The 24877-nt window shown below is 60.3% G+C and carries 22 protein-coding genes and 1 pseudogene; 13 read left to right on the top strand and 10 right to left on the bottom strand.

What is annotated here, in order from left to right:
• The first annotated feature begins 42 nt into the window (after positions 1-42).
• Positions 43-1389, top strand: a complete 1347-nt coding sequence (locus ACKLNA_RS07100) for an MFS transporter (RefSeq protein ID WP_408985382.1) — start codon at positions 43-45, stop codon at positions 1387-1389.
• 15 nt (positions 1390-1404) lie between these two features.
• Here the strand turns inward: ACKLNA_RS07100 and mntP are convergent, their stop codons facing one another.
• The 3 genes from mntP to ACKLNA_RS07085 form a co-directional block, all read right to left on the bottom strand.
• Positions 1405-1968 (bottom strand): manganese efflux pump MntP, encoded by a 564-nt coding sequence (gene mntP, locus ACKLNA_RS07095; protein ID WP_085708402.1) that lies wholly within the window; start codon positions 1966-1968, stop codon positions 1405-1407.
• 208 nt (positions 1969-2176) lie between these two features.
• Positions 2177-3574, bottom strand: a complete 1398-nt coding sequence (locus ACKLNA_RS07090; RefSeq protein ID WP_408985381.1) for an ATP-binding protein — start codon at positions 3572-3574, stop codon at positions 2177-2179.
• On the bottom strand, positions 3571-4233 hold the full coding sequence (locus ACKLNA_RS07085; RefSeq protein ID WP_408985380.1) for a response regulator: 663 nt from the start codon (positions 4231-4233) through the stop codon (positions 3571-3573). Before ACKLNA_RS07085 ends, ACKLNA_RS07090 begins: the two co-directional genes overlap by 4 nt.
• A gap of 170 nt (positions 4234-4403) precedes the next feature.
• On the opposite strand from ACKLNA_RS07085, the gene ACKLNA_RS07080 reads away from it, so the two are divergent.
• From ACKLNA_RS07080 to ACKLNA_RS07060, 5 genes are read left to right on the top strand one after another with little or no spacing between them, the layout of a single operon-like run.
• On the top strand, positions 4404-4670 hold the full coding sequence (locus tag ACKLNA_RS07080; RefSeq protein WP_114882494.1) for a PepSY domain-containing protein: 267 nt from the start codon (positions 4404-4406) through the stop codon (positions 4668-4670).
• Positions 4670-5215, top strand: coding sequence for a cytochrome b/b6 domain-containing protein (locus ACKLNA_RS07075; protein WP_408985379.1), 546 nt, complete (start codon positions 4670-4672; stop codon positions 5213-5215). Before ACKLNA_RS07080 ends, ACKLNA_RS07075 begins: the two co-directional genes overlap by 1 nt.
• A gap of 51 nt (positions 5216-5266) precedes the next feature.
• A complete protein-coding gene (locus ACKLNA_RS07070; RefSeq protein WP_408985378.1) occupies positions 5267-6562 on the top strand; it encodes an exo-alpha-sialidase in 1296 nt (431 codons plus the stop codon).
• The gene (locus ACKLNA_RS07065) at positions 6562-7164 is read left to right on the top strand and encodes a hypothetical protein (protein ID WP_408985377.1); all 603 of its coding nucleotides are present in this window, start codon (positions 6562-6564) and stop codon (positions 7162-7164) included. The genes ACKLNA_RS07070 and ACKLNA_RS07065 overlap by 1 nt, the downstream gene beginning before the upstream one ends.
• Before the next feature lie 3 nt (positions 7165-7167).
• Entirely contained in the window at positions 7168-9201 is a 2034-nt protein-coding gene (locus ACKLNA_RS07060) for an LTA synthase family protein (protein ID WP_408985376.1), read from the top strand.
• Positions 9202-9236: 35 nt separating this feature from the next.
• Here the strand turns inward: ACKLNA_RS07060 and ACKLNA_RS07055 are convergent, their stop codons facing one another.
• Positions 9237-10919: an MFS transporter gene (locus tag ACKLNA_RS07055; RefSeq protein WP_085708394.1), complete on the bottom strand. Its 1683-nt coding sequence runs from the start codon at positions 10917-10919 to the stop codon at positions 9237-9239.
• Between the two features lie 424 nt (positions 10920-11343).
• Here ACKLNA_RS07055 and ACKLNA_RS07050 point away from each other — a divergent pair, with 424 nt between their 5' ends.
• Positions 11344-11757, top strand: a complete 414-nt coding sequence (locus tag ACKLNA_RS07050; RefSeq protein WP_408985375.1) for a hypothetical protein — start codon at positions 11344-11346, stop codon at positions 11755-11757.
• A 116-nt stretch (positions 11758-11873) separates the two neighbouring features.
• Positions 11874-12266: a hypothetical protein gene (locus tag ACKLNA_RS07045; protein ID WP_408985374.1), complete on the top strand. Its 393-nt coding sequence runs from the start codon at positions 11874-11876 to the stop codon at positions 12264-12266.
• 40 nt (positions 12267-12306) lie between these two features.
• Here ACKLNA_RS07045 and ACKLNA_RS07040 read toward each other — a convergent pair whose 3' ends face one another.
• The gene (locus tag ACKLNA_RS07040) at positions 12307-13002 is read right to left on the bottom strand and encodes a transposase (protein ID WP_408985373.1); all 696 of its coding nucleotides are present in this window, start codon (positions 13000-13002) and stop codon (positions 12307-12309) included.
• A gap of 430 nt (positions 13003-13432) precedes the next feature.
• On the opposite strand from ACKLNA_RS07040, the pseudogene ACKLNA_RS07035 reads away from it, so the two are divergent.
• A pseudogene (locus ACKLNA_RS07035) lies at positions 13433-13549 on the top strand (hypothetical protein); the annotation flags it as partial.
• 90 nt (positions 13550-13639) lie between these two features.
• Here ACKLNA_RS07035 and ACKLNA_RS07030 read toward each other — a convergent pair.
• Positions 13640-14023: a DUF6124 family protein gene (locus ACKLNA_RS07030; RefSeq protein WP_408985372.1), complete on the bottom strand. Its 384-nt coding sequence runs from the start codon at positions 14021-14023 to the stop codon at positions 13640-13642.
• 500 nt (positions 14024-14523) lie between these two features.
• Between ACKLNA_RS07030 and ACKLNA_RS07025 the strand changes: the two genes are divergently transcribed.
• Both ACKLNA_RS07025 and ACKLNA_RS07020 read left to right on the top strand, forming a co-directional pair.
• Complete coding sequence (locus ACKLNA_RS07025) at positions 14524-14904, top strand: RidA family protein (protein ID WP_065261325.1); 381 nt, start codon at positions 14524-14526, stop codon at positions 14902-14904.
• A gap of 126 nt (positions 14905-15030) precedes the next feature.
• Entirely contained in the window at positions 15031-17019 is a 1989-nt protein-coding gene (locus ACKLNA_RS07020) for a U32 family peptidase (RefSeq protein ID WP_114882511.1), read from the top strand.
• 60 nt (positions 17020-17079) lie between these two features.
• Here the strand turns inward: ACKLNA_RS07020 and ACKLNA_RS07015 are convergent, their stop codons facing one another.
• On the bottom strand, positions 17080-18390 hold the full coding sequence (locus tag ACKLNA_RS07015) for an MFS transporter (protein WP_085708385.1): 1311 nt from the start codon (positions 18388-18390) through the stop codon (positions 17080-17082).
• Between the two features lie 367 nt (positions 18391-18757).
• Here ACKLNA_RS07015 and yddG point away from each other — a divergent pair, with 367 nt between their 5' ends.
• Complete coding sequence (yddG, locus tag ACKLNA_RS07010; protein ID WP_408985371.1) at positions 18758-19657, top strand: aromatic amino acid DMT transporter YddG; 900 nt, start codon at positions 18758-18760, stop codon at positions 19655-19657.
• Positions 19658-19684: 27 nt separating this feature from the next.
• Here the strand turns inward: yddG and ACKLNA_RS07005 are convergent, their stop codons facing one another.
• The 3 genes from ACKLNA_RS07005 to ACKLNA_RS06995 form a co-directional block, all read right to left on the bottom strand.
• Positions 19685-20920 carry an aromatic ring-hydroxylating oxygenase subunit alpha gene (locus ACKLNA_RS07005; RefSeq protein ID WP_408985370.1) on the bottom strand — a complete coding sequence of 412 codons (1236 nt, stop codon included), beginning with the start codon at positions 20918-20920 and terminating at the stop codon, positions 19685-19687.
• 102 nt (positions 20921-21022) lie between these two features.
• Positions 21023-22363 (bottom strand): MmgE/PrpD family protein, encoded by a 1341-nt coding sequence (locus ACKLNA_RS07000; protein ID WP_408985369.1) that lies wholly within the window; start codon positions 22361-22363, stop codon positions 21023-21025.
• 124 nt (positions 22364-22487) lie between these two features.
• Complete coding sequence (locus ACKLNA_RS06995) at positions 22488-23447, bottom strand: LysR family transcriptional regulator (protein ID WP_085604606.1); 960 nt, start codon at positions 23445-23447, stop codon at positions 22488-22490.
• Between the two features lie 366 nt (positions 23448-23813).
• Between ACKLNA_RS06995 and ACKLNA_RS06990 the strand changes: the two genes are divergently transcribed.
• Positions 23814-24848 (top strand): glycine betaine/L-proline ABC transporter ATP-binding protein, encoded by a 1035-nt coding sequence (locus ACKLNA_RS06990; protein WP_408985368.1) that lies wholly within the window; start codon positions 23814-23816, stop codon positions 24846-24848.
• Positions 24849-24877 lie beyond the last annotated feature (29 nt).

Raw genomic sequence — 24877 nt, 5'->3', positions numbered from 1 at the left:
CAGCAACGCCCCGAAAAACAACAACAAGAGGAGCACCCCAACATGGCCAGTCACCCTGCACGCACGGCGGGTTCACCGTCGGCGCTGAGAACCTTCTTCGTCTCCGGCATGGGCACCGCCCTGGAGTTTTATGACTTCGTGATCTACGGCACCGCCGCCGCGCTGGTGTTCCCCAAGGTGTTTTTCCCGCAGATGGACCCGCTCACCGCGACCCTCGTTGCCTTTGGCGCGTTCGGTGCGGGGTTCTTCGCCCGGCCGTTGGGCGGCATGGTGTTCGGGCATTACGGCGACAAACTCGGTCGGCAGAAAATGCTCGTTATCACGCTGTTGTTGATGGGTCTCAGCACCTTCCTGATCGGTTGCCTGCCGGGCTACGCAACAATCGGCGCAGGCGCGCCGGCCTTGCTGGTGCTGTTGCGACTGGTGCAGGGATTTGCCGCCGGGGGCGAGTGGGGCGGGGCCGCGCTGTTCGGCATCGAGTCGGCACCCGTGGGGCGTCGAGGGCTGTGGGGCAGTTTCACCAGCATGGGCATCGGCATCGGCGGGATTCTCGGCTCGGCGGTGTTCGCCGTGGTCAGCGTGGCGGCGAACGACGACCTTGCCGGTTTTGCCTGGCGTATTCCGTTCTGGCTGGGCGGCGTGCTGGTGCTGGTCGGGCTGTATGCGCGGTTGCAGAAACCGGCGCAGTCGCTGGGCGAGTCAAAGGGACACGGGCGCATGCCGTTGATTGAAGCGTTGCGTGCGCGACCTCGGGCCATGCTGTTGTGTACTGGCATCGCGTTTGGCTACGTGACCATCGCTTACATCGGCAGCACGTTCTTTCTGTCCTACGCCACCCAACTGGGCTATGGCAGCACCGATGCGCTGATTTTCGACATTGCGTTGTCCGTCGCCATCGTCATCACTGCGCCGCTGTTTGCCTTGCTCTCCGACCGGATCGGCCGGCGCAAGGTGATGATCCTCGGGGCGTTCATCATGGCGGCCGGGTTCTTCGTGTTCTTCCCGCTGGTGGGGCTGAAAAGCCTGTTGGTGTCGACGTTCGCCTACATCGTGATCGGTGCGTTCATGGGCGCGACGCAGGGGCCGATCCCGGCGTTTCTCGCCGAGCAGTTCCCACGGGATATGCGTTATTCAGGGATGTCGGCGGCGTACCAGATCGGTGCCGCGCTGGGTGGCGGGACGGCATCGAGTGCGGCTACGGCCATTCTGATCGCCAACAACCACAACGCGTTTGGCGTTGCAGTTTATGGGGCGGTGGCGCTGGGGATTGTGGCGGTCTGCTCGTTCTTCCTCAAGGAGACCGCGCACTTGAGCCTGGATGAAATCGACGCGCCATCAAGTGGCGCGCCGACCTCTGCAACAGTGCCGGGGCGTTTGCAGACACCCTGACAACGGCATTCAGGTTCAGGCCGAAAGGTGTTCGTAGAGAATCGTCGCACCGACGATCATCAGCACCACGCCACCGACGATTTCCGCACGCTTGCCGACCACGGTGCCCAGCACCCGACCCAGCATCACGCCAATGGTGACCATGGTCATGGTCGCCAGGCCGATGGCGGCAGCGGCCACCCAGATGTTCACATCGACGAACGCCAGGCCGACGCCGACAGCCAGTGCGTCGATGCTGGTGGCCACGGCGGTGACGGCGAGGATGAAGAACGAGTGCTGCCCCGGTTTTTCTTCTTCGGCTTCCTCATGCTTGAGGCCGTTGTAGATCATGTGCAGGCCCAAAGCGACGAGCAGAGTGAAGGCGATCCAGTGGTCCCAGCTTTCCACCCAGCGGGTGGCGGCCTGGCCGATGAACCAGCCGATGACCGGGGTGATCGCTTCGATGACACCGAAGATCAGACCGGTGCGCAGGGCTTCGGTCAGGCGTGGTTTGTGCAGGCTGGAGCCCTTGCCGATGGCGGCCGCGAAGGCATCCGTGGACATGGCGAGTGCGAGGAAGATCAGGGAAACAGGATTCACGGGCAATACTTCCAGTCGGGCCATGAGTCAACGACACAACCACACGCCCGACTTTCGGCATGGATGTGTCGTCGGTCTCACCAACCAGAAGGTGTTCGCACCACGGCATGTTGCCGAATATGTTGATACGAACGCTACCGAGGGGCTCGGAAGCAGGTTACTCCCCAACGAAGGCCCGGATCATAGGCAGGCAAACATGAAAATTTCGTTAAATGCCCGGCGCAGGTTCGGTTGATCCCGCAGGGATTCGCAGCTCGGCGCACAGCCCGCCCTCAGGCCGGTTGTACAGCTGCAGAGTGCTGCCGATCTTGCTCACGATCATCTGCACGATGGCCAGTCCCAGACCCGCGCCATTGGCGTGACCCTCGCTGTAGAAACGTTCGAACAACCGCGCATATTGCTGCTCATCGATGCCGGGACCGGCGTCTTCGACGCTGATCGAAACCGCGCCGCAGGCCTGTGGCTGCACCTGCACGCGCACCTCGCTGCCGGGCGGGGCGAAGTTCAGCGCATTGGTTACCAGATTTTGCAGAGCGATGGCCAACGCTACCGGATCGGTGTCGACCGGGCAGTGATGATCGCTGTCGAGGATCAGTTCGACGTCTTTTTCCAGGGCCAGCGGCGTCAGCTCGGCCAGTTCTTCACGCACCAGTGCAGTCAGCTCGACGCGGGCATTTTGCGGGGACGCCAGACGCGGTTCGATGCGCGCCATGGTCAGCAACTGGCTGGCGATGCGCGTGGCGCGGTCCACGGCGCTGACCAGAAACTCCAGCGCTTCTTCGCGTTGTTGCGGGGTGTTGGCCAACTGCGCGTTCTGCGCGTGAATCCGCAAGATTGCCAGTGGTGTGCGCAGCTCGTGGGCGGCGTCGGCGATAAAGCGTCGCTCCCGGGCCAGCAGGTTGTCGATCTGTTGCAGCAGGCGGTTGAGCGCGGTCTGCATCGGCTCCAGGTCCTGGGGCAGGGGGCTCAGGTGCAGGGGTTTCAGGGTGTCGGTGTCGCGGCCGCGAATCGATTGGGCCATGGCGCGCAACGGCTGCAGACCCCAGCCGATGGCCAGCCAGATCAGGATGGTCAGCAGCGGCACGCCGATCAGGCTCGGCCACAGGGTATGGCCGACGATGCGGGTGATCAGGTCCTGGCGGATGTCGTCGCGCTCGCCGACCCAGATCAACAGGCCTTGTCGCGGATCCTGGAGCAGGAAGGCGCACCAGTCGCGACCGTTTTCCATCAGGTCATGGGCGCCGAGGGTGGCGGGCGGTGCATCCAGAATCGGGGCTTCGGCGGAGCGCATCAGCAACTGGCCGTCGTTGCGCCAGACCTGAAAGGTCAGCCGCGTCTCGTAGGGATGCGCCGCCTCGCCATCGCCGTCACCGTCTCGGCTCATCGCCTCGTCGAAGGCCTGATGCAGGCGCTCCCAATCGTTGTCGCCGGGTGCGCGCTGGGCCAGCACGCCTTGCAGCAGGCGCGCACTTTGCGCCAGCTGGGCGTCGTAGATTTCTTCGATTTCGTGGTGGCTGTAGCGCAACACTGCCCAGCTGATCAACACATCGCCGAGTAGAACCAGAAACAGCACCGGCAGCAGAATCCGCGCGCGAATCGAGTTCATGGCTTGAGCTCCACGACGTAACCCACGCCGCGCACGGTGCGGATCAGTTCGGCGGAAAGCTTCTTGCGCAGGTTGTGGATCAGCACTTCCAGGGTGTTGCTTTCGACCCGTTCCTGCCAGCCGTACAAGGTGCGCGACAGGCGCTCGCGGGTGACGACTTTGCCGGGGCGGGCCATCAGTTGATGCAGCAGTTGATATTCCATCGGCGTGACCACCACCGTGCTGCCGCGCCAGGTGACTTGCTGGCTGATCGGGTCGAGGCAGACGCCGGCGTGTTCCAGTACCGGTTGCGCACGGCCCTGACTGCGCCGCAGCAAGGCACGGATGCGCGCCTTGAGTTCATCGACATCGAATGGCTTGACCAGATAATCGTCAGCGCCGGCGTCCAGCCCGGCGATGCGTTCGGTGGTGCCGTCGCGAGCGGTGAGGATCAACACCGGCAAATCATGCTGGCTGGCGCGCAATTGTTGCAGCAGCGCCAAGCCGTCGAGCCTAGGCAGGCCGAGGTCGAGCAGCAACAGATCGAAGCTTTCGCTGCGCAATGCGTGCAGCGCACTGACGCCATCCTGCAACCAGTCGAGAGTGTAGCCCTCGTTGCTCAGGGCGACGCGGATGCCCTGGCCGAGGGCGCGGTCATCTTCGACCAGAAGTAGGCGCATGGCATTTTCTCTGTGGGAAATCGGGCGCGTGTCCGGCGGCATCATGCCGCTCGCCTTGCTGCCGTGGCAGTCCCTGAACCGGCGAAGATGTTACGACTCGTTGCCAACTAAGCTTTCGTTAAGCTTGGTTTTGCACAGTGAGGCCTTTCCCATCCAGCGAGAGTGCTTCCATGCGCAAACTTGTGCTGTTGTCCCTGATTGTCGCCAGCCCCCTGGCCGTCGCCGGCCCGCAATGCACCACGGCCGAACGTTCGCAGTGGCAGGACCAGAAGGCGTTTCAGGAACAACTGAAATCCCAGGGTTACGAAATCAGCAAGTTCAAGGTCACCGACGGCAACTGCTACGAGATCTACGGCTTCGACAAGGACAAGCGCAAGGTAGAGATCTACCACGATCCGGTCAGCGGCAAAGCGGTGAAAACCGAGATCAAGGGCTGATGCCACGGGACTCCCTGCGCCTCTGGGACCCGGTGGTGCGGGTGTTTCACCTGTCCATCGCCGGGGTCTTTGCCGCCAACTACTTCTTCAATGAGGCCGGTGACGACTGGCATGTCTGGCTTGGTTATTACGCCATGGGCTGGCTGCTGGTGCGTCTGGTGTGGGGATTCGTCGGGCCGCGCAGTGCGCGCTGGTCGGACTTCTGGCCGACGCCGTCACGGCTGGCGGCCCATGCCCGGTCGCTGATCGCCGGGCGGCCCGAGCATCGACTCGGGCATTCACCGATTGGCGCGCTGGTAATGATCTTGATGCTGCTGGCGATGCTGACCATTGGCCTCAGCGGCTGGGCCATGGAAGAAATCGATGCCCTGTGGGGCGCCGACTGGCCGTTGCAAGTCCACGAAACCGCCGCCGATGCGTTGCTGGCGCTGGTGATCGTGCACATCGTGGCGGCGCTGTTTGAGAGTGTTCAAGTGCGCGACAACCTGCCGTTGTCGATGCTCACCGGGCGCCGGCGTCGTCTGCCGGACGATCCGGGCCAGTGACAGGGATGTTCTTTCGATGGTTTGCCATCTCGTAACTGCCATGAGCTGCCTATGCGTGCCTTGTCCTTTCGTTTGAGATTCATCGTCGCCGCGCTTGCCGTGAGCCTGATTTTTATCGCGGCGTGGCGCAGTCACCCGGAGCATGTGCTGGCGCCGTTCGCGGTTGAAACGCCTGCGGTCCAGACTTCGGCGAATGCGGCCGAGCCGATGTACAGCAGCCGTTTCGTGTCCTCGGAACTGGATGACTTCGTGCACTCGTCTTCGCTCACCGCACTGCCCGGCGGCGACCTGATGGCGGTGTGGTTCGCCGGCTCCCGCGAAGGCGCCGCCGACGTGCAGATCCGCACCGCGCGTTTCAACGCCAAAACCGCAGAGTGGGGCGCCGAACAGGTGCTGGCCACCCGCGAATCCACCGTCGCCGGCACCCAGCGCTACATTCGCAAACTCGGCAATCCGGTGATTGCCCTCGCGCCGGATCAGCGCTTGTGGATGTTCTACGTGTCGGTGTCCGTCGGCGGCTGGGCCACCAGTGCGATCAACGTGATGGTCTCCGATGATCTGGGGCGCAACTGGACGGCGCCGCGACAGCTGATCACCTCGCCGTTCTTCAACATCAGCACCCTGGTGCGCGCCGCGCCGGTGTTCCATGCCGATGGCTCGATCGGGCTGCCGGTGTATCACGAGTTCATGGGCAAGTTCGCCGAATACCTGTATCTGAGCGCGGACGGCGACGTGATCGACAAATTCCGCATCAGCCGGGGCAAGCATTCGCTGCAACCGACCATCGTGCCGCAGGACGAGCGCCGCGCCGTGGCGATGCTGCGTTATGCCGGTGAAACCCATCACAAGGTGCTGGCCAGCCGCACTGAGGACGCCGGGCAGACCTGGAGCGAACCCTATCCGCTGGAACCGGCCAACCCCAATTCGTCGCTGGCGGCGGTGGGCACCGCTGATGACGGTTTGCTGGTGGCGCTCAATGACCTGCGCGACGGTCGCTTCAAGCTCAGCCTGTACGGCACCGATGCCAATCTCAACGACTGGCGCAACGTGATCGAACTCGACCAGTCCCCCGATCCCCTCGGCCAGCCGTTCTCGCCCGAGGCCTACAAGGCGATCATTGGCGAAGGCTTTCGCGCCTCCAGCGGCGCGCAGCGTTTGCCGCTGGAACAACGTTTCCTGAGCAATCTCGACTACCGCGTGTGCAAGCCCGAAGGCTGTGAATTCGAGTACGAATATCCGTACTTCAGCCGTGGCCGCGATGGCCTGTATCACCTGGTGTATTCCTGGAACAACACCTTCATCAAACATGTCAGCTTCAACGATGCCTGGCTGGCGGAGCGCCTGTGATGCTGTTTCTCTGGCAAGCCCATTTGAGTTTCATCCTGCTCGGTTTTGTTCTGCTGGGCTCCTTTCAATTCACCCAGCGCTGGCGTCCGTGGCTGTTGCCGATGCTGGCGCTGGTCAGCTTCATTCCGCTCAACGGCCTGCCGCTGGCTGCGTATGTGCGCAGCTTTACCGATGACCTGGCGATTACCACGCTGGTGTTTCTTGGCTGGGCCGCGTTGTTGCGCCTCGGTGTGGTTCAACCCTTGAGAACGTTTTCGCGAGTGCAGGTGCTGGGGCTGTTCGTGGTGCTGACGGCGCTGTTGTACCCGGCGACGATGGGCCTGACCTATGTCGATCCTTACCGTTGGGGCTTCAATCCACGGCCGATGATCGTGGTTGTCGGGCTGGCGACACTGGTGTTGCTGTGGTTGCGTAACGCGCTGGGCGTGGCGATGCTGGCCCTGGCCACGTTGGCATTCGCGCTGCGCCTCAAGCCTTCCGAAAACTATTGGGATTACCTGATCGACCCTTTGCTGGCGGGTTATTGCCTGATCGCCGGATTTGGACTTTGCATTAAGGCAGCGTGGCAGTTCCTGCCATCTCAACGAACAACACAGAGGTAAACGATGGGGTGGTTGCAATCGCGTCGCCTGCGCTATGGCGTGGGCGCGACAGGTCTGGCGTTTCTGCTGTTTGCGTTGCTGCGGCTGGTGTTCCTGATCGGATTCTCCGGGGTGGGTGCCGCGCAGTTCTTTGCCGACCCGCAATGGCTGCAAACCCTGGGCATCGGTTTTCGCTTCGACCTGAGACTGGCGCTGTTGATGGTGCTGCCATTGGCGGTGCTCGCATGGTTGCCGCGCTGGAACCTGACCACGGTGCCGCTGTTGCGAGGCGTGGCCCGGGTTTATCTGTTGCTGGCATTGGGGCTGATCGGTCTGGTGTACATCATCGACTTCGGTCATTACGCCTACCTCGGTGTGCGGATCAACGCCACAGTGCTGCGTTATCTGGAGGATGCGCAGATCTCGCAGCAGATGGTCCGGGAAACCTATCCGGTATTCTGGATTGCGCTGGGTTGGCTCGCCGTTCTGGCGCTGTGGTTCTACGGATTTGTACGGCTGGAACGGTTGACCCTGACCCGTGAACCTCGAGTGATCCGCCGCAGCTCAGTCGCCGTGGGCGCAGGGCTCGGCGTGGTGGCCGTCCTGCTGGCGCTGTTGGGCCGGGTCGACAAGCTCAACCTGGAAAACCCGGTGCCTCTGCGCTGGAGCGATGCGTTCTTTTCCGGCAACGGACAGATTGCCGCCGTGGGCCTGAACCCGGTGTTGTTCCTCTACGACACGCTCAAGGCCGGGCAGGCGCAATTCGACGAGTCGCAGGTGCGGGCGCATTACCCGGTGATTTCCCGTTATCTGGGGGTGGATCGGCCGGATGTGCAAAGCCTCACATTTGAGCGTCAGCAAGCCGTGCAGCCTTATCGCGTCGCGGGTGAGCGAGCGCCGAACGTGATGTTTGTCATGCTCGAATCCCTCGGCACCAGCGCGGTGGGCGCCTATGGCAACCCGTTGAACCCGACGCCCAACCTTGATCGGCTGGCAAACGAGAGCTGGTTCTTCAAACACTTCTACGTCCCGGTCACCGGCACTGCGAAAACCGTGTGGGCGAGCATCACCGGCGTCCCCGACGTCACCCGGCAGGAAACCGCCACCCGGCATCCGCTGATCACCAACCAGCGTACGCTGATCAATGCCTTCACCGATTACCAGAAGCTCTACATGATCGGCGGCAACGCCGGTTGGGCCAACATCAATGCGCTGATCCAGCAAAGCATCGACGGCGTGCGTCTGTACGAGGAGCGCGACTGGCGTTCGCCACGGGTGGATGTGTGGGGGATTTCCGATCTGGATCTGTTCAAGGAAGGCGATGAGATTTTGCGCGCACTGCCCAAGGACAAACCGTTCTTCGCCTACGTACAAACCTCGGGCAATCACCGGCCGTTCACCATTCCCAAGGACAACGACGGCTTCGAGGTCAGCAACCTGTCGCTGGAGCAGGTGCAAAACGCCGGCTCACGCAGCGTCGAGCAATACAACGCGGTGCGGCTGCTGGACTTCAACATCGGTCGACTGATGGAACTGGCCAAGGCCGGTGGCTATTACGACAACACGATTTTCGTGTTCTTCGGCGATCACAACACCCGCATCAGCCGCATCCCGCACATGCCGCCCGCGTTCGAGCAATTGGGGCTGGAAAGTAACCATGTGCCGATGCTGATTCACGCGCCGGGGCTGCTCAAGCCGAAGGTGATCGAAGAGGCGGTGGGGCTTGCCGATTTGCTGCCAACCGTGGCGGGCATGGTCGGCGTTTCTTTCGACAACCGCGCCATGGGCCGCGACCTGCAGCAACCGGCGCCCGAAGGCGAGCGGGTGGTGCCGCTGGTGTTGCGCGAAGGGACATTCCCGTTGATCGGCGGAGTAACCAAGGATCACTTGCTGCAAATGCAACACGACGGCAGCGCGCCGACGTTGCATGACCTGAAATCGGCGACACCGCTGGAGAATGTCGCCGATGCGCATCCCGAGGAGGTTCAGCGGCTGGTCGAGCTGACCCGGGGACTGCACGAAAGCGCACGGCTGATGCTGTATCGCAACGTGCGTTGACGGCCCTCTCTCGATGAAAGAGGGCCGCCACGGTTTCAGGTGTGATGGATGTCGCGATCCTTGGTTTCCGGCATGAAGAAGATGCCGAGAATCGCCGTCATCACCGCGATGACAATCGGGTACCACAAGCCGTAATAGATGTCCCCGGTGGCCGCGACCATCGCGAATGCCACGGTCGGCAGGAACCCGCCGAACCAGCCGTTACCGATGTGGTAGGGCAGCGACATCGAGGTATAGCGGATGCGCGCCGGGAACAGCTCGACCAGCCACGCCGCAATCGGGCCGTAAACCATGGTCACGTAGATCACTAGCACGGTCAGCAGGAGCAAGACCATCGGGTAATTGGTCTTGGCCGGATCAGCCTTTTCCGGATACCCGGCTTCTTTCAAAGCGGTACCGAGGCTGGCGGTGAAGGCGTCGTTGCGGGTCTTGAAGTCGGCGGCCGGCATGGCCGTGCCTTCGAAACTTTCGATGACCTTGTCGCCAATGCGCACCTGGGCCACGGTGCCCGGTTCCGCCACCACGTTTTCGTACGGGATCGCCCGTTTGGCCAGGATGGTTTTCGCCAGATCGCACGAACTGGTGAATTTGGCCTTGCCCACCGGATCGAACTGGAACGAGCACTGGTCAGGGCTGGCGACCACTTTGACCGGGTTCTTTTCCTGGGCGATGAACACGTCGGGATTACCGTACTGGGTCAGCGCGTGGAAGATCGGGAAGTAGGTCACCGCCGCCAGAATGCACCCGGCCATGATGATGCCCTTGCGCCCGATGCGGTCCGACAGACTGCCGAAGATCACGAAGAACGGGGTGCCGATCAGCAACGAACCGGCGATCAACAGGTTGGCGGTCTGCGGGTCGATCTTCAGGGTTTGCAGCAGGAAAAACAGCGCGTAGAACTGCCCGGTGTACCAGACCACCGCTTGCCCGGCGGTGCCGCCGAGCAGGGCCATGATTACGATTTTCAGGTTGTCCCAACGGGCGAAGGATTCGGTCAGCGGCGCTTTCGACGCCTTGCCTTCGGCCTTCATCTTCATGAACACCGGCGACTCGTTCAGTTGCAGACGGATGTACACCGACACCGCCAGCAGCAGGATCGACAGCAGAAACGGAATCCGCCAGCCCCAGGCCTCGAACGCCTCGGTGCCCAGCGCGGTGCGGCAGGCCAGAATCACCAGCAGCGAGAGAAACAGCCCGAGCGTCGCGGTGGTCTGAATCCACGAGGTGAAATACCCGCGTTTACCCTTCGGCGCATGCTCGGCCACATAAGTCGCCGCGCCGCCGTATTCACCGCCCAGCGCCAGACCTTGCAGCAACCGCAGGGTAATCAGAATGATCGGCGCTGCGACCCCGATGGTCGCGTAACCCGGCAGGAAACCCACAATCGCCGTCGACACACCCATGATCACAATCGTGATCAGAAACGTGTGCTTGCGTCCGATCATGTCGCCCAACCGGCCGAACACCACCGCCCCGAACGGCCGCACCGCAAAACCGGCGGCAAAGGCGAGCAGGGCGAAGATGAACGAAGTGGTCTCGTTGACCCCGGCAAAGAAGTGCTTGGCGATGATCGCGGCGAGGGAGCCGTAAAGGTAGAAGTCGTACCACTCGAACACCGTTCCGAGTGACGACGCGAAGATGACCTTGCGCTCCTCCTTGCTGACACTGTGGTGCGGATGCGGCGCACTGCCGGTGGACATGCTGTCGAGTACGGCCATGGGGGTTCTCCGTCGTGCTTGTTGTTATAGGCCGGAGCACTTCATCAACGTCGCGTACCCGAGGCCTTTGGTTGGTGCTGGAGCAGGTGCTTCGTGGAGCGTGCACAGACTCCCGACCTCGCGGGAGGGCGGGGTTTCTTTGAGCATAATTGGGATTGGGGGGATATCCAGTGTCGGCGGATGTGGGCAGTGACGGAGAGAGATTGGTTGGTTCGGGGAGAGAATGAGTTAAAAGAGTTTGCGGCCGTAGGTTCTTATGGCTATTCAGAATTTGAGTTGTTCTAAATAATTATTAAAAACTGTTATTTCTATCAGGTGTGGTTTTAGGCTTTTATGTCGATACTTTTTCTGGTGGAGGGGCGAAAACAAATCTGTCCCCTTGGGTTGTTTTATGTTTGATACTGCCAAATAAAGGGATTTCAAGATGAGCGACCAATCTGCAAGTTCGAATTCGCAAGTTGATCCGGAAGCCGTGGGCTGGACAACTACATACCTTACATCATCTACGGAAGGGTTCAGAAGCGAGCTAAGACTCCGTTTTCAAAAAGTCGGAACTCAAGTAAATGTCCAAACTGAAACATACAAAATTGACAAGGGAAATAATCAGGGTGGTAACAAGGCAAATATTAATCTCAATGTCAAAGGCAATGCGGGCGGGGAGAAGCAACTCAACTCTGGTGATAATCTTCACCAGGATGGAGTGTCAAGGCTTTATGAGAAGCATTTTACAATAAATGTCGGGAACTCCAGCTCGCTATCCATGTCAGCACTAACTATTTTTGATAAGTCTGGTGGTGGAGATCCACGTTCGACTGCTTTCGCGACGTTTCCTATTTAGTTTTTCCAAAGGGGACAGATTTATTTAATCATCCCCTTTCGATTATCAGCAATTTTGTCGACGACTCCGTATTCAAGCAATTTTGTCGACGACTCCGTATTCAAGAAAGGTGCACCATGAATCAATCTATCGCCAGCGCATTCGTTGTGTCGATTGCCGCTCTATGCCCACCTGTGCTGGTGCAAGCAGCTCCAATCACTTGCGACGGTGTTGCTGTAGTTTTGATAACCCCCGATATAGTCAGAGGGGCAACCTTTGACGTCGAGGTGACGGTGCGCAGCGATTTGTTGGGAAAGGTTAGCGGTGTGGTGCAGTTCGCTGGCTTTCAAGGGCAAAGCTCAAATCTCACGTCGGTTAACCAGACGTTTTCGGCAGAAAAGACCAAAGTAACAGTCAACACGAAACCCACGGCCTTCGCCAATAACTACAAGGGCACGCTGCTGGGCGTTGTGAACGGCGTTCAATGTGAAAAACGGGTGGAAGGTGTGCTGGACTTGCGTGCTTCCTGATCAAAAGGGGACAGATTTATTTAATCGCCCCCTTTTGACGTTAAGCATCTTTTTCGGGCCGTCCTCGCGCTCTGAAGTCAATTCGTCTCCCGGTGATTTTCTCGATTTCGTCGACGAATCTCGTGTTTCCAGTCAGTTGGCTCCGTTGAAGTGCACCTCTGATGAGTTGCAATTCATTGGTGGGTGTCGCCATCTCAACAAACGATTTATAGCGTTCACGCCTTATGGCATCCGTAGGCCCTAGCTCCAGAAAGCAGGGATCTTTGTCCAGCCATGTGGATTCAGAGAAATCGCTCAGACGCAGAGCAAAACTTGACCAGCGATAATCTACTGCACGCGCCACCATGTGCGCTCGCACTGGGTTTAGCTCTATGTATCGACTGCAAGCCAATAGATAAGTATCGGATTGAACAACGCTAGATTTGTAGCGACTTTCCCACAGCGTCCCGGTCCTCCCCTCAACCTTGTTGCGATACCGCGTCATCCGTCCGGCGAGGGCTTTCATGAGCTGTCCAAGGCTGGACGTTGATTCCCCTGGGGCGAGCAGCAAGTGGACATGGTTGGTCATCAAGCAGTAGGCATAAACTTTTATACCCAATGCTTCCTTGAACTCGCGCAGGTCAGAAAGATAGCGTTCGTAATCCGCCGGTACGGCGAACACAACCTGCCTGTTGTGGCCGCGCTGCACGATGTGGTGCGGGTAGTGGGGTAGCACGATGCGTCCCGTTCTGGGCATGGGTCTTCCTACGTCCTTGTTTTGATGGATGAAGCTTAGAAGGTGGTTAGGCTTAGGCAGGCGGGATGTGTCAGAGAATGTATCTGAGGGGACTGAGGGGGTGTAAGTAAGTCGGTGTTCGTTGCCTCTTATGGTTATTTAGAATTTTGGTTGTTCTGAATAAGTATTAAAAACTGTAATTTCTGTCAGGTGTGGTTTTTGGTGTTTGTGTTGATACTTTGCTTGTGGGTGCGCAGAAAATAAATCTGTCCCCTTTGATTTTCTTTGATTTTGCAAATGGCACGGATCTATTAATGAAATTCAAGGAGGTGCGGCAATGGCTACTAAAACGCTTTTGGTCACTGACTTGCCTGAGGGGGCGACGCCTGACAGTGTCAAGGCTGTAATTCAACGCAAATATAAAGTGCAGGTGTTAGAAATCGGATCTGTTAGTCGCAAGGGCGGCATTACGTCATTACAGGCTATTTATGTCCCCGCAGATGATTTAACTGACCCCGCTCCCGCTATGACTTTTGCACAGTTGGACGCTACAACAGTTTTATCGCGGTGAGTTCGCTGGAGCCAAAGGAATAATAGGGGAGCTGTTTTTTAAACCGCCCCCCTAAATAGCAGTAAAAATGAGTCCTGCCGCTATGGATTATTCGGTTGGAGCGACTTTATCCAGTACCTGATTCACCGCCAATTCCGCCAGCATCACGATCTGCGCGATGCCCTGTGCGGTCTTGCGATGGGGGCCTTCGAGGAGGTCGACGAAGTTGTTGAGCATGACGTTGGCCGAGCCCAGGGTTTCGACGGCGTCGGCGAGCAGGGATTCGTTATTGCTGGCCGGGTTGGTCTGGTAGAGGCGGTTGGGGGTGTAGGGCGCGGCCATCATGTGGGCCGATATCGGGCCGAGGTGGTAGTCGAGGGCGCGGTTGGCGGCTTCGTTGAATCTCTTCGAATCAGGGCATTCATAGGGGGACGTTGGGTCGGTGATGCTGGCCGGTTCGGTGACCGGGGGATTCGGAGTTGCTTTGAACATTGGCTCTAACCTCTCTAAGGAGTGAGGCTGCAACCATCTCGCTGCTAAACGAATAGGGTGGCAGCTGCGCGCAGGTTAGCAGACCGATGAGCCAAGCAATCGGCGCACCCGAAGGTGCCCTGCGCACAGCCACCATCAAGCTCAGAAATATCTGAATTGATAGAGGCTTGTACGGCTTGACTCGACGGGCTGCTAAACCCGATCACTGCGAATCAGTGACCCGATCCAAGTTACCGGCCGACCCCAAGGCGCACAAGCCGGCGGATTCTGGCGTAGCCGTAGGCTCTGGCGCAAGGATTTGTGGGCAATTGCGCGTAACTTCAGGTGTCTCTAAACACACGTATCGAAACCTGTTTATCGGCCAACAAAACACACTGAAACATCCGTCAGAACCCACCCCGAAAACCACCATGGCTTCAATCCCGCCGCCGTGTCTGTAAACTGGCCGCCCGAAACGGCGCGCGATGGCGCCGTCCTCACTGCCAGCGAAGGACTTTCCCATGGCCAACCAAGACATCACCTACACCCCGGACCCGGATGCAGACTCGATCTCTTCGGACGTGACCGAATTCAACGGCATCCTGATGTCGACCCAGATCCCGACCCGTGCCGACGGCAGCCTGGAACTGGGCGACGTCACTGCGCAAAGCGAATGCACGCTGCAGGCGCTGAAAGTAGCGCTGGAAAAGGCCGGCAGCTCGATGGACCGCGTGCTGCACCTGACCATCTACCTGACCGACATGGCTGATCGCGCCGCATTCAACGAGGTGTACAAGCGCTTCTTCGCCAAGCCTTGGCCGGTGCGCGCAGCGGTTGGCGTGGCGGCGCTGGCGGTTGAAGGAATGAAGGTGGAAGTCACCGCAATGGCTGCAAAAGCCTGAGTTTGCGGTTCGGTTTGGCAGTTCTGCCCTGAGCAGGGCTGCCACCCGGCAGCGCAGGCGTGCCGCCCACGCGTTTCGCGGCTACAATGCGCGCCTCGACCGTGACAGCCTGACTAAAAACTATATATGTCCTTGCCCAAACATCACCTGGAACTGCTCAGCCCCGCCCGTGACGTGGCCATCGCCCGCGAGGCCATCCTGCATGGCGCCGACGCGGTGTACATCGGCGGCCCGAGCTTCGGTGCGCGCCACAACGCGTGCAACGAGGTGAGCGAAATCGCCGAACTGGTGGAATTTGCCCGTCGCTATCACGCGCGCATCTTCACCACCATCAACACCATCCTGCACGACAACGAACTGGAGCCGGCACGCAAGCTGATCCATCAGTTGTACGACGCCGGCGTCGATGCGCTGATCGTCCAGGACCTGGGCGTGATGGAACTGGACATTCCACCCATCGAGCTGCACGCCAGCACCCAGACCGACATCCGCACCCTTGAGCGGGCCAAGTTCCTCGATCAGGCCGGTTTCTCGCAACTGGTACTGGCCCGTGAACTGAACCTCAAGGAAATCCGCGCGATCGCCGATGAAACCGATGCCGCCATCGAGTTCTTCATTCACGGCGCGTTGTGCGTGGCGTTTTCCGGTCAGTGCAACATTTCCCACGCGCAGACCGGGCGCAGCGCCAACCGTGGCGACTGCTCCCAGGCCTGCCGTCTGCCGTACACCCTGAAAGACGAAAAGGGTGGCGTGATCGCCTACGAAAAACACCTGCTGTCGATGAAGGACAACAACCAGAGCGCCAACATCCGCGCGCTGGTCGAGGCTGGTGTGCGTTCGTTCAAGATCGAAGGTCGCTACAAGGACATGGGCTATGTGAAGAACATCACCGCCTATTACCGCCAGCGTCTCGACGACGTGCTCAACGACCGCCCGGACCTGGCCCGCGCCTCCAGCGGCCGCACCGCGCATTTCTTCATGCCGGACCCGGAAAAGACCTTCCACCGTGGCAGCACCGACTACTTCGTCAGCGAGCGCAAGATCGACATCGGCGCGTTCGATTCGCCGACCTTCACCGGTCTGGCGGTGGGTACGGTCGAGAAAGTCGGCAAGCGTGACATGCAGGTCATCACCCACGAGCCGCTGTCCAACGGCGACGGCCTCAACGTGCTGGTCAAGCGCGAAGTGGTGGGTTTCCGCGCCAACATCGCCGAAGCCAAGGGCGAGTTCGAGGAAGAAGGCGAGAAGCGCTATCGCTATCGCGTCGAGCCGAACGAAATGCCGGAAGGCCTGTACAAGCTGCGCCCGAACCATCCGCTGAACCGCAACCTCGACCACAACTGGCAGCAGGCCTTGCTCAAGACTTCTGCCGAGCGTCGTATCGGCGTGAGCTGGCTGGCGAAGCTGCGTGAAGAGCGTCTGGAACTGACCGTGACCAGTGAAGAGGGCATCAGCGCCAGCGTCGCGCTGGACGGCCCGTTCGGCGTCGCCAACAAACCGGAGCAGGCGCTGGAGACCTTGCACGACCTGCTCGGTCAGCTCGGCACCACCGAGTACCACGCGACCTCGATCAAACTGGATGCGCCGCAAGCGTTCTTCATCCCGAACTCGCAGCTCAAGTCGTTGCGCCGTGAAGTGATCGAAGCGCTGACCGCTGCCCGCGTTGCCGCCCACCCACGCGGTTCGCGCAAGGCCGAGACCACGCCACCGCCGGTGTACCCGGAAGCGCATCTGTCGTTCCTGGCCAACGTCTACAACCAGAAGGCTCGCGACTTCTACCACCGTCACGGCGTGAAGCTGATCGACGCGGCGTACGAGGCCCACGAAGAGGCGGGCGAAGTGCCGGTGATGATCACCAAGCACTGCCTGCGGTTCTCCTTCAACCTGTGCCCGAAACAGGCCAAAGGCGTGACCGGCGTGAAGACCAAAGTCGCGCCGATGCAACTGATTCATGGCGACGAAGTGCTGACCCTGAAGTTCGACTGCAAACCGTGCGAAATGCACGTGATCGGCAAGATGAAGGGCCACATCCTGAATCTGCCGCAGCCGGGCAGTGTGGTGGGGCATATCAGCCCTGAAGACCTGATGAAGACCATTCCTCGGGCGCCGCACTAATTTGCAGGCAATAAAAAACCGGTGACGAAAGTCACCGGTTTTTTTATGCCCGCCAGAAACTCAACTGGCTTCGTAGCGCGATGCCGTTGGCGGCGCCGCTTCGCCACTCAACGCATCGACCATCGGCGGGTGCTCCTGCGCGGCCTGACGCAGATCTTCGGTCACCCGCAGCTCGGCGCCGGTCGGCGAGAACGTCGCTGCCGCCGCAAACGGCGCCGGATTGGCCGGCACCGGACGCTTGCCACGACGCCAGAAGAAGAACGTCACCATGGCCAGGTTGACCAGCGCGAAGGCCCAGAACAGGCCGGTTTCGCCGTGGGCGTTCATCGCCGGCGAGATCAGCAGCGGGCTCATCGCCGAGCCCAGCGAGTTGATCAGCAGCATGCCCTGAATCATCGGCACCAGAGTTTCGACCGGCGCACGGTCGGCAGCATGGCTGACGGCCACCGGGTACAGCGCGAACACGCCGCCGCCCAGCAGGAACAGCATCGCCGCGAGCATGGCCGAGGACAGCGGCACCAGCACGATCACCAGTGACAGCACGGTGCACGCGGCGCACAGCACGGTAAGCACTTGCAGACGATCCTTGCGGTCGGACCAGCGCCCGACCGGGTATTGCAGGAGCATCGCGCCGAGGACCGTCCAGGCCATCATGCTACCGACTTCGCCGACATTCAGGCCGATGCGTTGCAGGTACAGCGGCAGCAGGGTGTAGATCGCCGCGATGGTCACGCCGGAACCGAAGCAGCCGACCAGACCGGTGGGCGACACGCCGAGCAGTGCCCGAGGCTTTAGCGGCTCGACCTGTTCCAGCAACGGCGAAACGCGCGGCAGGATTACGATCGGCAGCACCGACAAGGTCGCGAGCATGCCGGCGACCATGAACGGCGCGGTGTCGCCCAGACCGGTGATTTTCCCCAAAAACGCCTGACCCAGTACCCCGGCGCCGTAGAGAACGATCATGTACAGCGCCAACAGACGCCCGCGAATCTTCGCGTCACCGGCCAGCAGCAGCCAGCTCTCGATCACCAGAAACACGCCGACCGTGGCCCAGCCGTTGATCAGGCGCAGCACGACCCAGCCCCAGGTGTCATAAAACAGACCTTGCAGCAGGATGGTTGCGGCGATCAGCGAGGCGAAGCTGCTGTAGGCACGGATATGGCCGATGCGCAGGATCAACCGGTCGTTGAAGATTGCGCCCAGCGTCAGGCCGATGAAATAGGCCGAGGACACGATGCCGATCATCGTCGCCGATTCGCCGGCAGCGCCCAGGCGCAGGGTGGTCAAAGAAGACAGAAAGCCGTTGCCCAGGGCAACGATGAAGAGCCCGAGCAGGGGCGCCAGCGCCATGGCCAGCAAACGCGGTGTCATAAAAACCTCAAGTGATCGAACAGCGGAACGTGCGCCTCTGCGCATGCGAGTGCCAAGCCGAAGTGTGTTGAAGACAAACGACCGCCGAACGGGCAGGACGATTGAGCCAGGCTGACTTCGTGAAAGTCGCCGGCTGTTCAAACCTGAGGGTTGTCATGGCTGCGGGCAGGCGCCGGTCGGGCGACTGCAAGAGGAGGCGCGATTTTAAGCCTTGTGCGGCGTTTGCCAAGGTGCCGGGCCTGCGACGTTGGGACGCAGGCCGAATCGATAACCCCAGCGCATTCATTGCCCGGATGAAAAGTTGCTGTATCGATCCGGTTTCCCTCGTTAGCCTGTGCGGTCGAATCGCGATATTGATCCAGAGGCAATGATGCAGATAAGAGGCGAGCGTGCCGCCACGGCGTGCGGGTTGTTGGCGATTGTGTTGTGGAGCACCGCCGCCGGGTTGATCAGGGGCGTCAGTGAACATTTCGGCCCTCTGGGCGGGGCGGCGATGATTTACACCCTGGGGGCGATCCTGCTGGTGATGTTTCTCGGGCGGCCGCGCCTTCGCTCCACGTCAACACTCTATCTCCTGCTCGGCAGTGGGTTGTTCGTTGCCTATGAGGTGTGCCTGTCTTTGGCGCTGGGGTTTGCCAGTGACCGGCAACAGTCCATCGAACTGGGCGTGGTCAATTACCTGTGGCCGTGCCTGACCGTGGTGCTGGCGATCTTCATGAACGGGCAGAAAACCCGCTGGTTCATCGTTCCCGGCAGTGCGCTCGCGCTGTTCGGCATCCTCTGGGTGGTCAGCGGCCAGGGCTTGTCGTTGCCGGGGATCATCGCCAACTTCAATTCCAACCCGTTGAGTTACAGCCTGGCGCTGGCCTGCGCGATCACGTTTGCGCTGTATTGCAACGTCACACGCCGCTACGCCAACGGGCAGAGTCTGGTGGTGCTGTTTTTCGTGCTGACGGCCGTTGTGCTGTGGGTGAAGTGGGGCTTCAGCAATGAGCATATTTCCACCTTCACCCTGGGCAACTCCCTGGAACTGATCGCCACCGGCATCGCCATGGCCGGTGGTTATGCGCTGTGGAACATCGGCATCCTGCGCGGCAATCTGACCTTGCTGGCCACCGCGTCCTACGGCGCACCGGTACTGTCGTCGGCGTTCGCCGCGCTGTGGCTGGGCGTTAGTTTGCAGATGCAGTTCTGGCAGGGTGCGGTGCTGGTGACCGTAGGTTCGCTGATCTGCTGGCAGGCGACGCGGCAACGTCAGATCTCCTGAAAAACCCGGCGTTGCCGCGCATACCGGTCAGCCCACGGACTTCAACGGAACCGGCCCCTTGAGCCGGTCCATCATCGTCGCGCAGTACCAGTCATCGAACTGGCAGACGCCGGTTTCCGCCGTTTCCGAGTAGGGCCCCGGTTCATAGGACGGGGACGTCACGCCACGCTGGGTGCCTTCGACCAGTGTGCGGTCCTGATCGTTGGTGGCGACCCAGACTTTGGTCAGGCGTTCGAGGTCGTAATCCACGCCTTCCACCGCCGTGTCGGGCACCAGCCATTTGGTGGTGACCATGGTTTGTGTAGCGCTGATCGGCAACACCCGGAAGCTCAACGCATGGTCGCCTAAGAAGTGGTTCCAGGTGGACGGGTAGTGGAAATAGAGCAGGGCGCCGATGTCCGGTTCAGCGGTTTTGTCCAGACGCCCGTTCACCGCAGGCTTGCCGTCCATGGTGTAGCTGACGGCCCCGGACGACAGCGGAATGCGGGTCATGCGGTACTGGCCGTTGATGTCCATTACCAGGCGACTTGGCAGGCCGGCTTTCTCGCAAGTGTTCCAGTAAGCCGACAACTGTGGGTCGTCTTCGCCTCTGAGGCCGCCGACCGACAGGTTGTCGACGAAGGATTTCAGCAGCTCCGGGTGGGAACCGTCGCAGTGGTAGCACTCGCGGTTGTTTTCGAACACCAGTTTCCAGTTACCGTTCTCGATGATGGTCGACTCGAACGCCACTTTGCAGTTGTCCAGATAATGCGGGGCGATGAACGGGCTGACGGCTTTGCGAAAACCTTCGAAGTCTGGCGCCTTGGCGGCGACGCAGACATAGATGTAGCTGTGCACGATCTCGCAATGCACGGACTTCAGGTTGTACTGGGCCTTGTCGAAATCCTGGCCCATGTTGCCGGCGAACAGCAGGTTGCCGTCCAGCTCGTAGGTCCATTTGTGATAGGGGCAGACCATCTTCGCGACCTTGCCGTGCTCGTGTTCGCAGATCTTGGCGCCGCGATGGCGGCAGGCGTTGTGAAATGCCCGGACCTCGCCATCCTTGCCGCGCACCACGGCGACCGGGTAATCACCGATCTGCAGGGTGAAGTACTGGCCGGGTCTGGAAATTTCGAAGGTGTGCCCGGCGAAAATCCAGTCCTTGTGCCAGATCTGTTCGAGGTCCTGGCGATAGACGTTTTCATCCTTGTAGAGGGCGCCCGGCAGCGAATGCCAGGGTTTGCGCTGGGCGATCAGGTCAAACACGGTGTCTTTATTGTTCATTGTTATCCTCGTCATGCGCGTAGGGCCGGAACAGGTCCAGCCTATCTGTGCCGGGAAACCCGTCACAAACGACATTTCCTGCGGACAATCGATGCGTTGCGGTTATGGGTGAGGGCGTCCGAAGATCGGCTCAAGCGTGGCGATGGCCGACGCAGACTGGTCCAGATTGCGAATCGCCCGTTTCACCGCGAGGCTGCGTTCATGGCCGAGGCTTGAGGCGAACAGGTCGAATTTCTGCTCCAGTTCTTCGCGGCTCAGGGCCGTTTCGGGATCGCCGCGCGCGGCGGTGATCGGGCTGACGAGTACACTGCCGTTTTTCAGGGTGACGGTGACGCGCGAGAGGATTTCATTGGGGAATCGCGCGGAAATATCGGCGGCTTCGACGATCTCGATGCGTGTACTCAAGGCGCGGATGTCGGCGGCATGAATGGATTCGCCGGTCACTTCATCCGGTCCGAGCTTGCCTCTGACAATCAGCGCCGCCAGCGGAAACGCCAGGGCGTACTGCGCCTGATCGGCATCCGCCGGGGTGTGACCTTGCAGGCACATCGATTCATAAAAGGTCTCGACGCGGATGGTCTCGATCCCGTCAGCGTTGAGCCCAGGGTTCTCCTGTTGCAGCTGAAGCATCGCGGTCAGTGCCGGTTGCGCCCAGCGGCACACCGGCCAGGGTTTGAAATACTGGCTGTCGATTTCCCAGCGCTGACCAAGGTCGAGCCAGTGCTCGGCGACCGAAGCATCCTCGACGGTTTCCGCCGGCGCGCCGGTCACGCCTTCCTTGGCCAGCAGCAGCGCATTCAACCCGACGAAGGCGCCGCTGCCGTGGGCGTCACGCAACATGGTCGGAAACGCGATCAGGCGCATCATCGGGCATCGGGCGCTGAAGTACTCGGCAATGCCCAAGGCATGGCGGAACGTCGGCTCGTCAAAACCCAGCAAACGGGCGCCGGCGCAGACCACGCCAATCGCTGAAAAGCCGCCGGACGCGTGGTAAGTCGAGGAGGTCGCCATCAGGGCCGTTCCGGCGCGCAGTCCGGTTTCGTAGCCAATGCACAACGCGGTCAACAGCTCATGCCCGCTGACGTTTTTGCCTTGGTGATGCAGGGCATCAGCGAGGGCGAGGAGGGCCGGCACCACGGTCGCACCGGCGTGCCCCTTGGATCGGAAGTGACCTTCGTGGGCATCGAGGCTGTCGGCGGAAAAGCCGCCGGCCCAACCCGCGCCTAGCAGGTTAACGCGCCGACCGTCGAACAGCAGACGGCTGCCGAACTCGCCGGCGGGGTAGTGGGCAACGGCAAAACGGCGCAGCGCCACACTGGTGTCGTTGGACGCCGCACCGGCCATGACGGCGACGATATCCAGCAGGCTGTTCTGCAGGATCTCCCGGGTCTTGGCCGGGGCCTGGAGGAAATCAAAGTCGCGGCAGAATTCGTAGAGTGACATTCAACAATTCCTTCCTGTTGGGGGGAGCCGGCCAGATCCCGGCCGGCGCCGCTCCACAATGAGTCAGGAAGGTTGTGCGGCTCCAACGACATTTTCGTCGGGCTATTGATAACCTAATCGATGGCTAACGACGGGGAAACTTCGACAGGATCCACTCGCGAAACCGCCGTAGCGCGTCTTCGTTGTCGGCGTTCTCGCGGCAGCTCAGGTAGTGCCAGCTGTTGCGTAGCTGGACTTCCTGCTCGATCGGACGCACCAGCAAGCCCTGTTGCACCAGCGGTGCGACCAGATGATTCCAGCCCAGCGCGATGCCTTGATGGGTGAGCACCATGCTGATCAGCAGGTTGTAGTCGTTGGCATTGAAAATCTGCGGACTGGTTGCCGGGCGGTCGTCGATGTCGATGGACTGAAACGCCAGCCACACGCCCCAGTCGACGTGCTCGGCGACTTGCGAGCGACCATAGGGGCTGAGGTTGAGCAGGGCCGAATCACGCACGCCCTCAATAGTGGCGATTTCCGGGTGCTGCTCCAGATACTGCGGCGTGCACACCGGGTAGATCAGGTCATGGCACAGCGGGTAGCTGCGATAGCCTTCGCGGATGCGCGAAATCTTGGTGATGAACACGTCGGGCTGCACGCCCGGTTCCATGGTCAGGAAGTTCTGCGTGGTGATCAGGTTCAGCTCGATGCCTTCGCTCTGGGCGAAGAACTCCGGCAGGTGATTCGACAGCCACAGCGCCGAGAACGCCGGGGAGCAGCAGATGGTCAGCACCTTCTTGACCGACTGACTGCTGCGGATGCGCTCGGCAGCCTGGGCAATGTTCACGAACGAAAGCTGGGCGGCGTCGAAAAACAGCGCGCCCGCCGAAGTGAGTTCAACGGCACGCCCGACGCGGGTGAACAACTGCGCGCCGAGGTAGCTTTCCAGCTCGCGGATCTGCCGGCTGATGGCGGCCTGGGAAACGCACAATGCTTCGGCAGCACGGGTGAAACTCTGGTACTTGGCGGCGGCGACAAATGCCTTTACGGCCCGCAAGGACGGCATCTTCAGCAAGATGGTGTCTGGGTCGACATGCTTGGTCATTTGTACGGCCTCCTCACGATACGGCTCCCGGGCGAAGCGCGACGAGGGTAGCCCAAGCCTGCGCGCAGGGATACGCCGGCGTCGCAGCAAGGATAGTCGCGGTCGCTGGCAGGCGATGCCGGCTGCCAGCGGCGGATGCCGGCGTGATCGATAACCCGACGTTATCAACATGCCCCTGTAAATGTCGTTGGATTAAGCAGGGGGATGCTAATAAATTTGAAACGTCCCTCGTTCCTGGGGTCCCAAAAATAATAAAAGGAAACCCGTCGTGACGACTTATAACTATTACCGCTGCCGCTCTAAAACCGTTTCGCTCGATTGCATATTGTTTGAATTCGAATATGCACAACGCGATGGAGGCAAGGTATGACTCGCTCCGACGAAATAATTTGCGTCAAGAATGTTTATAAAGTCTTCGGCACTCAGCCAGCACTGGCCATGAAGTTGATCGAAGAGGGCGCCTCGAAAGCCGAAGTCTTCAAAAAGACCGGCCAGGCCATCGGCGTATTCGATGCCAACTTCTCGGTCAAGCGAGGCGAGATCTTTGTCATCATGGGGTTGTCCGGCTCGGGCAAATCGACCATGGTCCGACTGTTCAATCGCCTGATCGAGCCGACCTCCGGCAGCATCTTTCTGAATGGCCGGGAAATCACCGGCCTGGGCGACAAGGACCTGTTGCAGGTGCGCCGCAAAGACATGGGCATGGTCTTCCAGTCCTTTGCCCTGATGCCGCACATGAGTGTCATCGACAACGTCAGCTTCGGCCTGGAAATCAGCGGAGTCGGCGAAAAGGAACGCTACTGCCGGGCCATGGGCGCCCTTGAGCAGGTCGGGCTTTCCGGGCAGGAAATGTGCTTCCCTCACCAGCTCTCCGGCGGCATGCAACAGCGGGTCGGCCTGGCCCGGGCGCTGGCCAACGACCCGGCCATCCTGCTCATGGACGAAGCGTTCTCCGCCCTCGATCCGATGATCCGCAGCGAGATGCAGGGCGAGCTGATCAAGCTTCAGGCCGAGCAGGATCGCACCATCATTTTCATCTCCCACGATATTGAAGAGGCCGTGCGCATCGGCCATCGCATCGCGATCATGGAGGGCGGGCGCGTGGTGCAGATCGGTACGCCCCGTGAGCTGCTGTGCAACCCGGTGAACCAATACGTCCGGGACTTCTTCAACGGTTTCGATACCAGCCGGATCTTGCGCGCCGGCGATATCGCACAAACCGATTCGGGCATTGTTTATGAACCGGGTCGTCAAACTCCGATAAAGGCTGACGCTTCCTTGCGCGAGATTTTTCATCTTGTTGCGGCATCTTCAACACCAATGCCGGTAGTTGATGAAGTTGGACTTTATAAAGGGTCGATCTCGCAAGGGCATCTATTAAGTTGCCTGGGCAATAGCTGAGATCCTGATTTAAAAAAAGAATGGTCACG

Origin of the sequence: Pseudomonas sp. UV AK001, from assembly GCF_046097675.1 — a bacterium.
In the GTDB taxonomy this organism is placed as follows: Bacteria; Pseudomonadota; Gammaproteobacteria; order Pseudomonadales; family Pseudomonadaceae; genus Aquipseudomonas; species Aquipseudomonas kribbensis.
This window is presented reverse-complemented; position numbering and strand designations above follow the sequence as displayed.

Coding starts and splice junctions, on each gene's coding strand:
- ACKLNA_RS07070 (WP_408985378.1), top strand. CDS start 5,267: ATGCGTGCCTTGTCCTTTCGTTTGAGATTCATCGTCGCCGCGCTTGCC.
- ACKLNA_RS07065 (WP_408985377.1), top strand. CDS start 6,562: ATGCTGTTTCTCTGGCAAGCCCATTTGAGTTTCATCCTGCTCGGTTTT.
- ACKLNA_RS07090 (WP_408985381.1), bottom strand. CDS start 3,574: ATGAACTCGATTCGCGCGCGGATTCTGCTGCCGGTGCTGTTTCTGGTT.
- ACKLNA_RS07015 (WP_085708385.1), bottom strand. CDS start 18,390: ATGACACCGCGTTTGCTGGCCATGGCGCTGGCGCCCCTGCTCGGGCTC.
- ACKLNA_RS07050 (WP_408985375.1), top strand. CDS start 11,344: ATGAGCGACCAATCTGCAAGTTCGAATTCGCAAGTTGATCCGGAAGCC.
- yddG (WP_408985371.1), top strand. CDS start 18,758: ATGATGCAGATAAGAGGCGAGCGTGCCGCCACGGCGTGCGGGTTGTTG.
- ACKLNA_RS07030 (WP_408985372.1), bottom strand. CDS start 14,023: ATGTTCAAAGCAACTCCGAATCCCCCGGTCACCGAACCGGCCAGCATC.
- ACKLNA_RS07060 (WP_408985376.1), top strand. CDS start 7,168: ATGGGGTGGTTGCAATCGCGTCGCCTGCGCTATGGCGTGGGCGCGACA.
- ACKLNA_RS06995 (WP_085604606.1), bottom strand. CDS start 23,447: ATGACCAAGCATGTCGACCCAGACACCATCTTGCTGAAGATGCCGTCC.
- ACKLNA_RS07075 (WP_408985379.1), top strand. CDS start 4,670: ATGCCACGGGACTCCCTGCGCCTCTGGGACCCGGTGGTGCGGGTGTTT.
- ACKLNA_RS07085 (WP_408985380.1), bottom strand. CDS start 4,233: ATGCGCCTACTTCTGGTCGAAGATGACCGCGCCCTCGGCCAGGGCATC.
- ACKLNA_RS07005 (WP_408985370.1), bottom strand. CDS start 20,920: ATGAACAATAAAGACACCGTGTTTGACCTGATCGCCCAGCGCAAACCC.
- ACKLNA_RS07025 (WP_065261325.1), top strand. CDS start 14,524: ATGGCCAACCAAGACATCACCTACACCCCGGACCCGGATGCAGACTCG.
- ACKLNA_RS07055 (WP_085708394.1), bottom strand. CDS start 10,919: ATGGCCGTACTCGACAGCATGTCCACCGGCAGTGCGCCGCATCCGCAC.
- ACKLNA_RS07080 (WP_114882494.1), top strand. CDS start 4,404: ATGCGCAAACTTGTGCTGTTGTCCCTGATTGTCGCCAGCCCCCTGGCC.
- ACKLNA_RS07040 (WP_408985373.1), bottom strand. CDS start 13,002: ATGCCCAGAACGGGACGCATCGTGCTACCCCACTACCCGCACCACATC.
- ACKLNA_RS07000 (WP_408985369.1), bottom strand. CDS start 22,363: ATGTCACTCTACGAATTCTGCCGCGACTTTGATTTCCTCCAGGCCCCG.
- ACKLNA_RS07100 (WP_408985382.1), top strand. CDS start 43: ATGGCCAGTCACCCTGCACGCACGGCGGGTTCACCGTCGGCGCTGAGA.
- ACKLNA_RS07045 (WP_408985374.1), top strand. CDS start 11,874: ATGAATCAATCTATCGCCAGCGCATTCGTTGTGTCGATTGCCGCTCTA.
- ACKLNA_RS07020 (WP_114882511.1), top strand. CDS start 15,031: ATGTCCTTGCCCAAACATCACCTGGAACTGCTCAGCCCCGCCCGTGAC.
- ACKLNA_RS06990 (WP_408985368.1), top strand. CDS start 23,814: ATGACTCGCTCCGACGAAATAATTTGCGTCAAGAATGTTTATAAAGTC.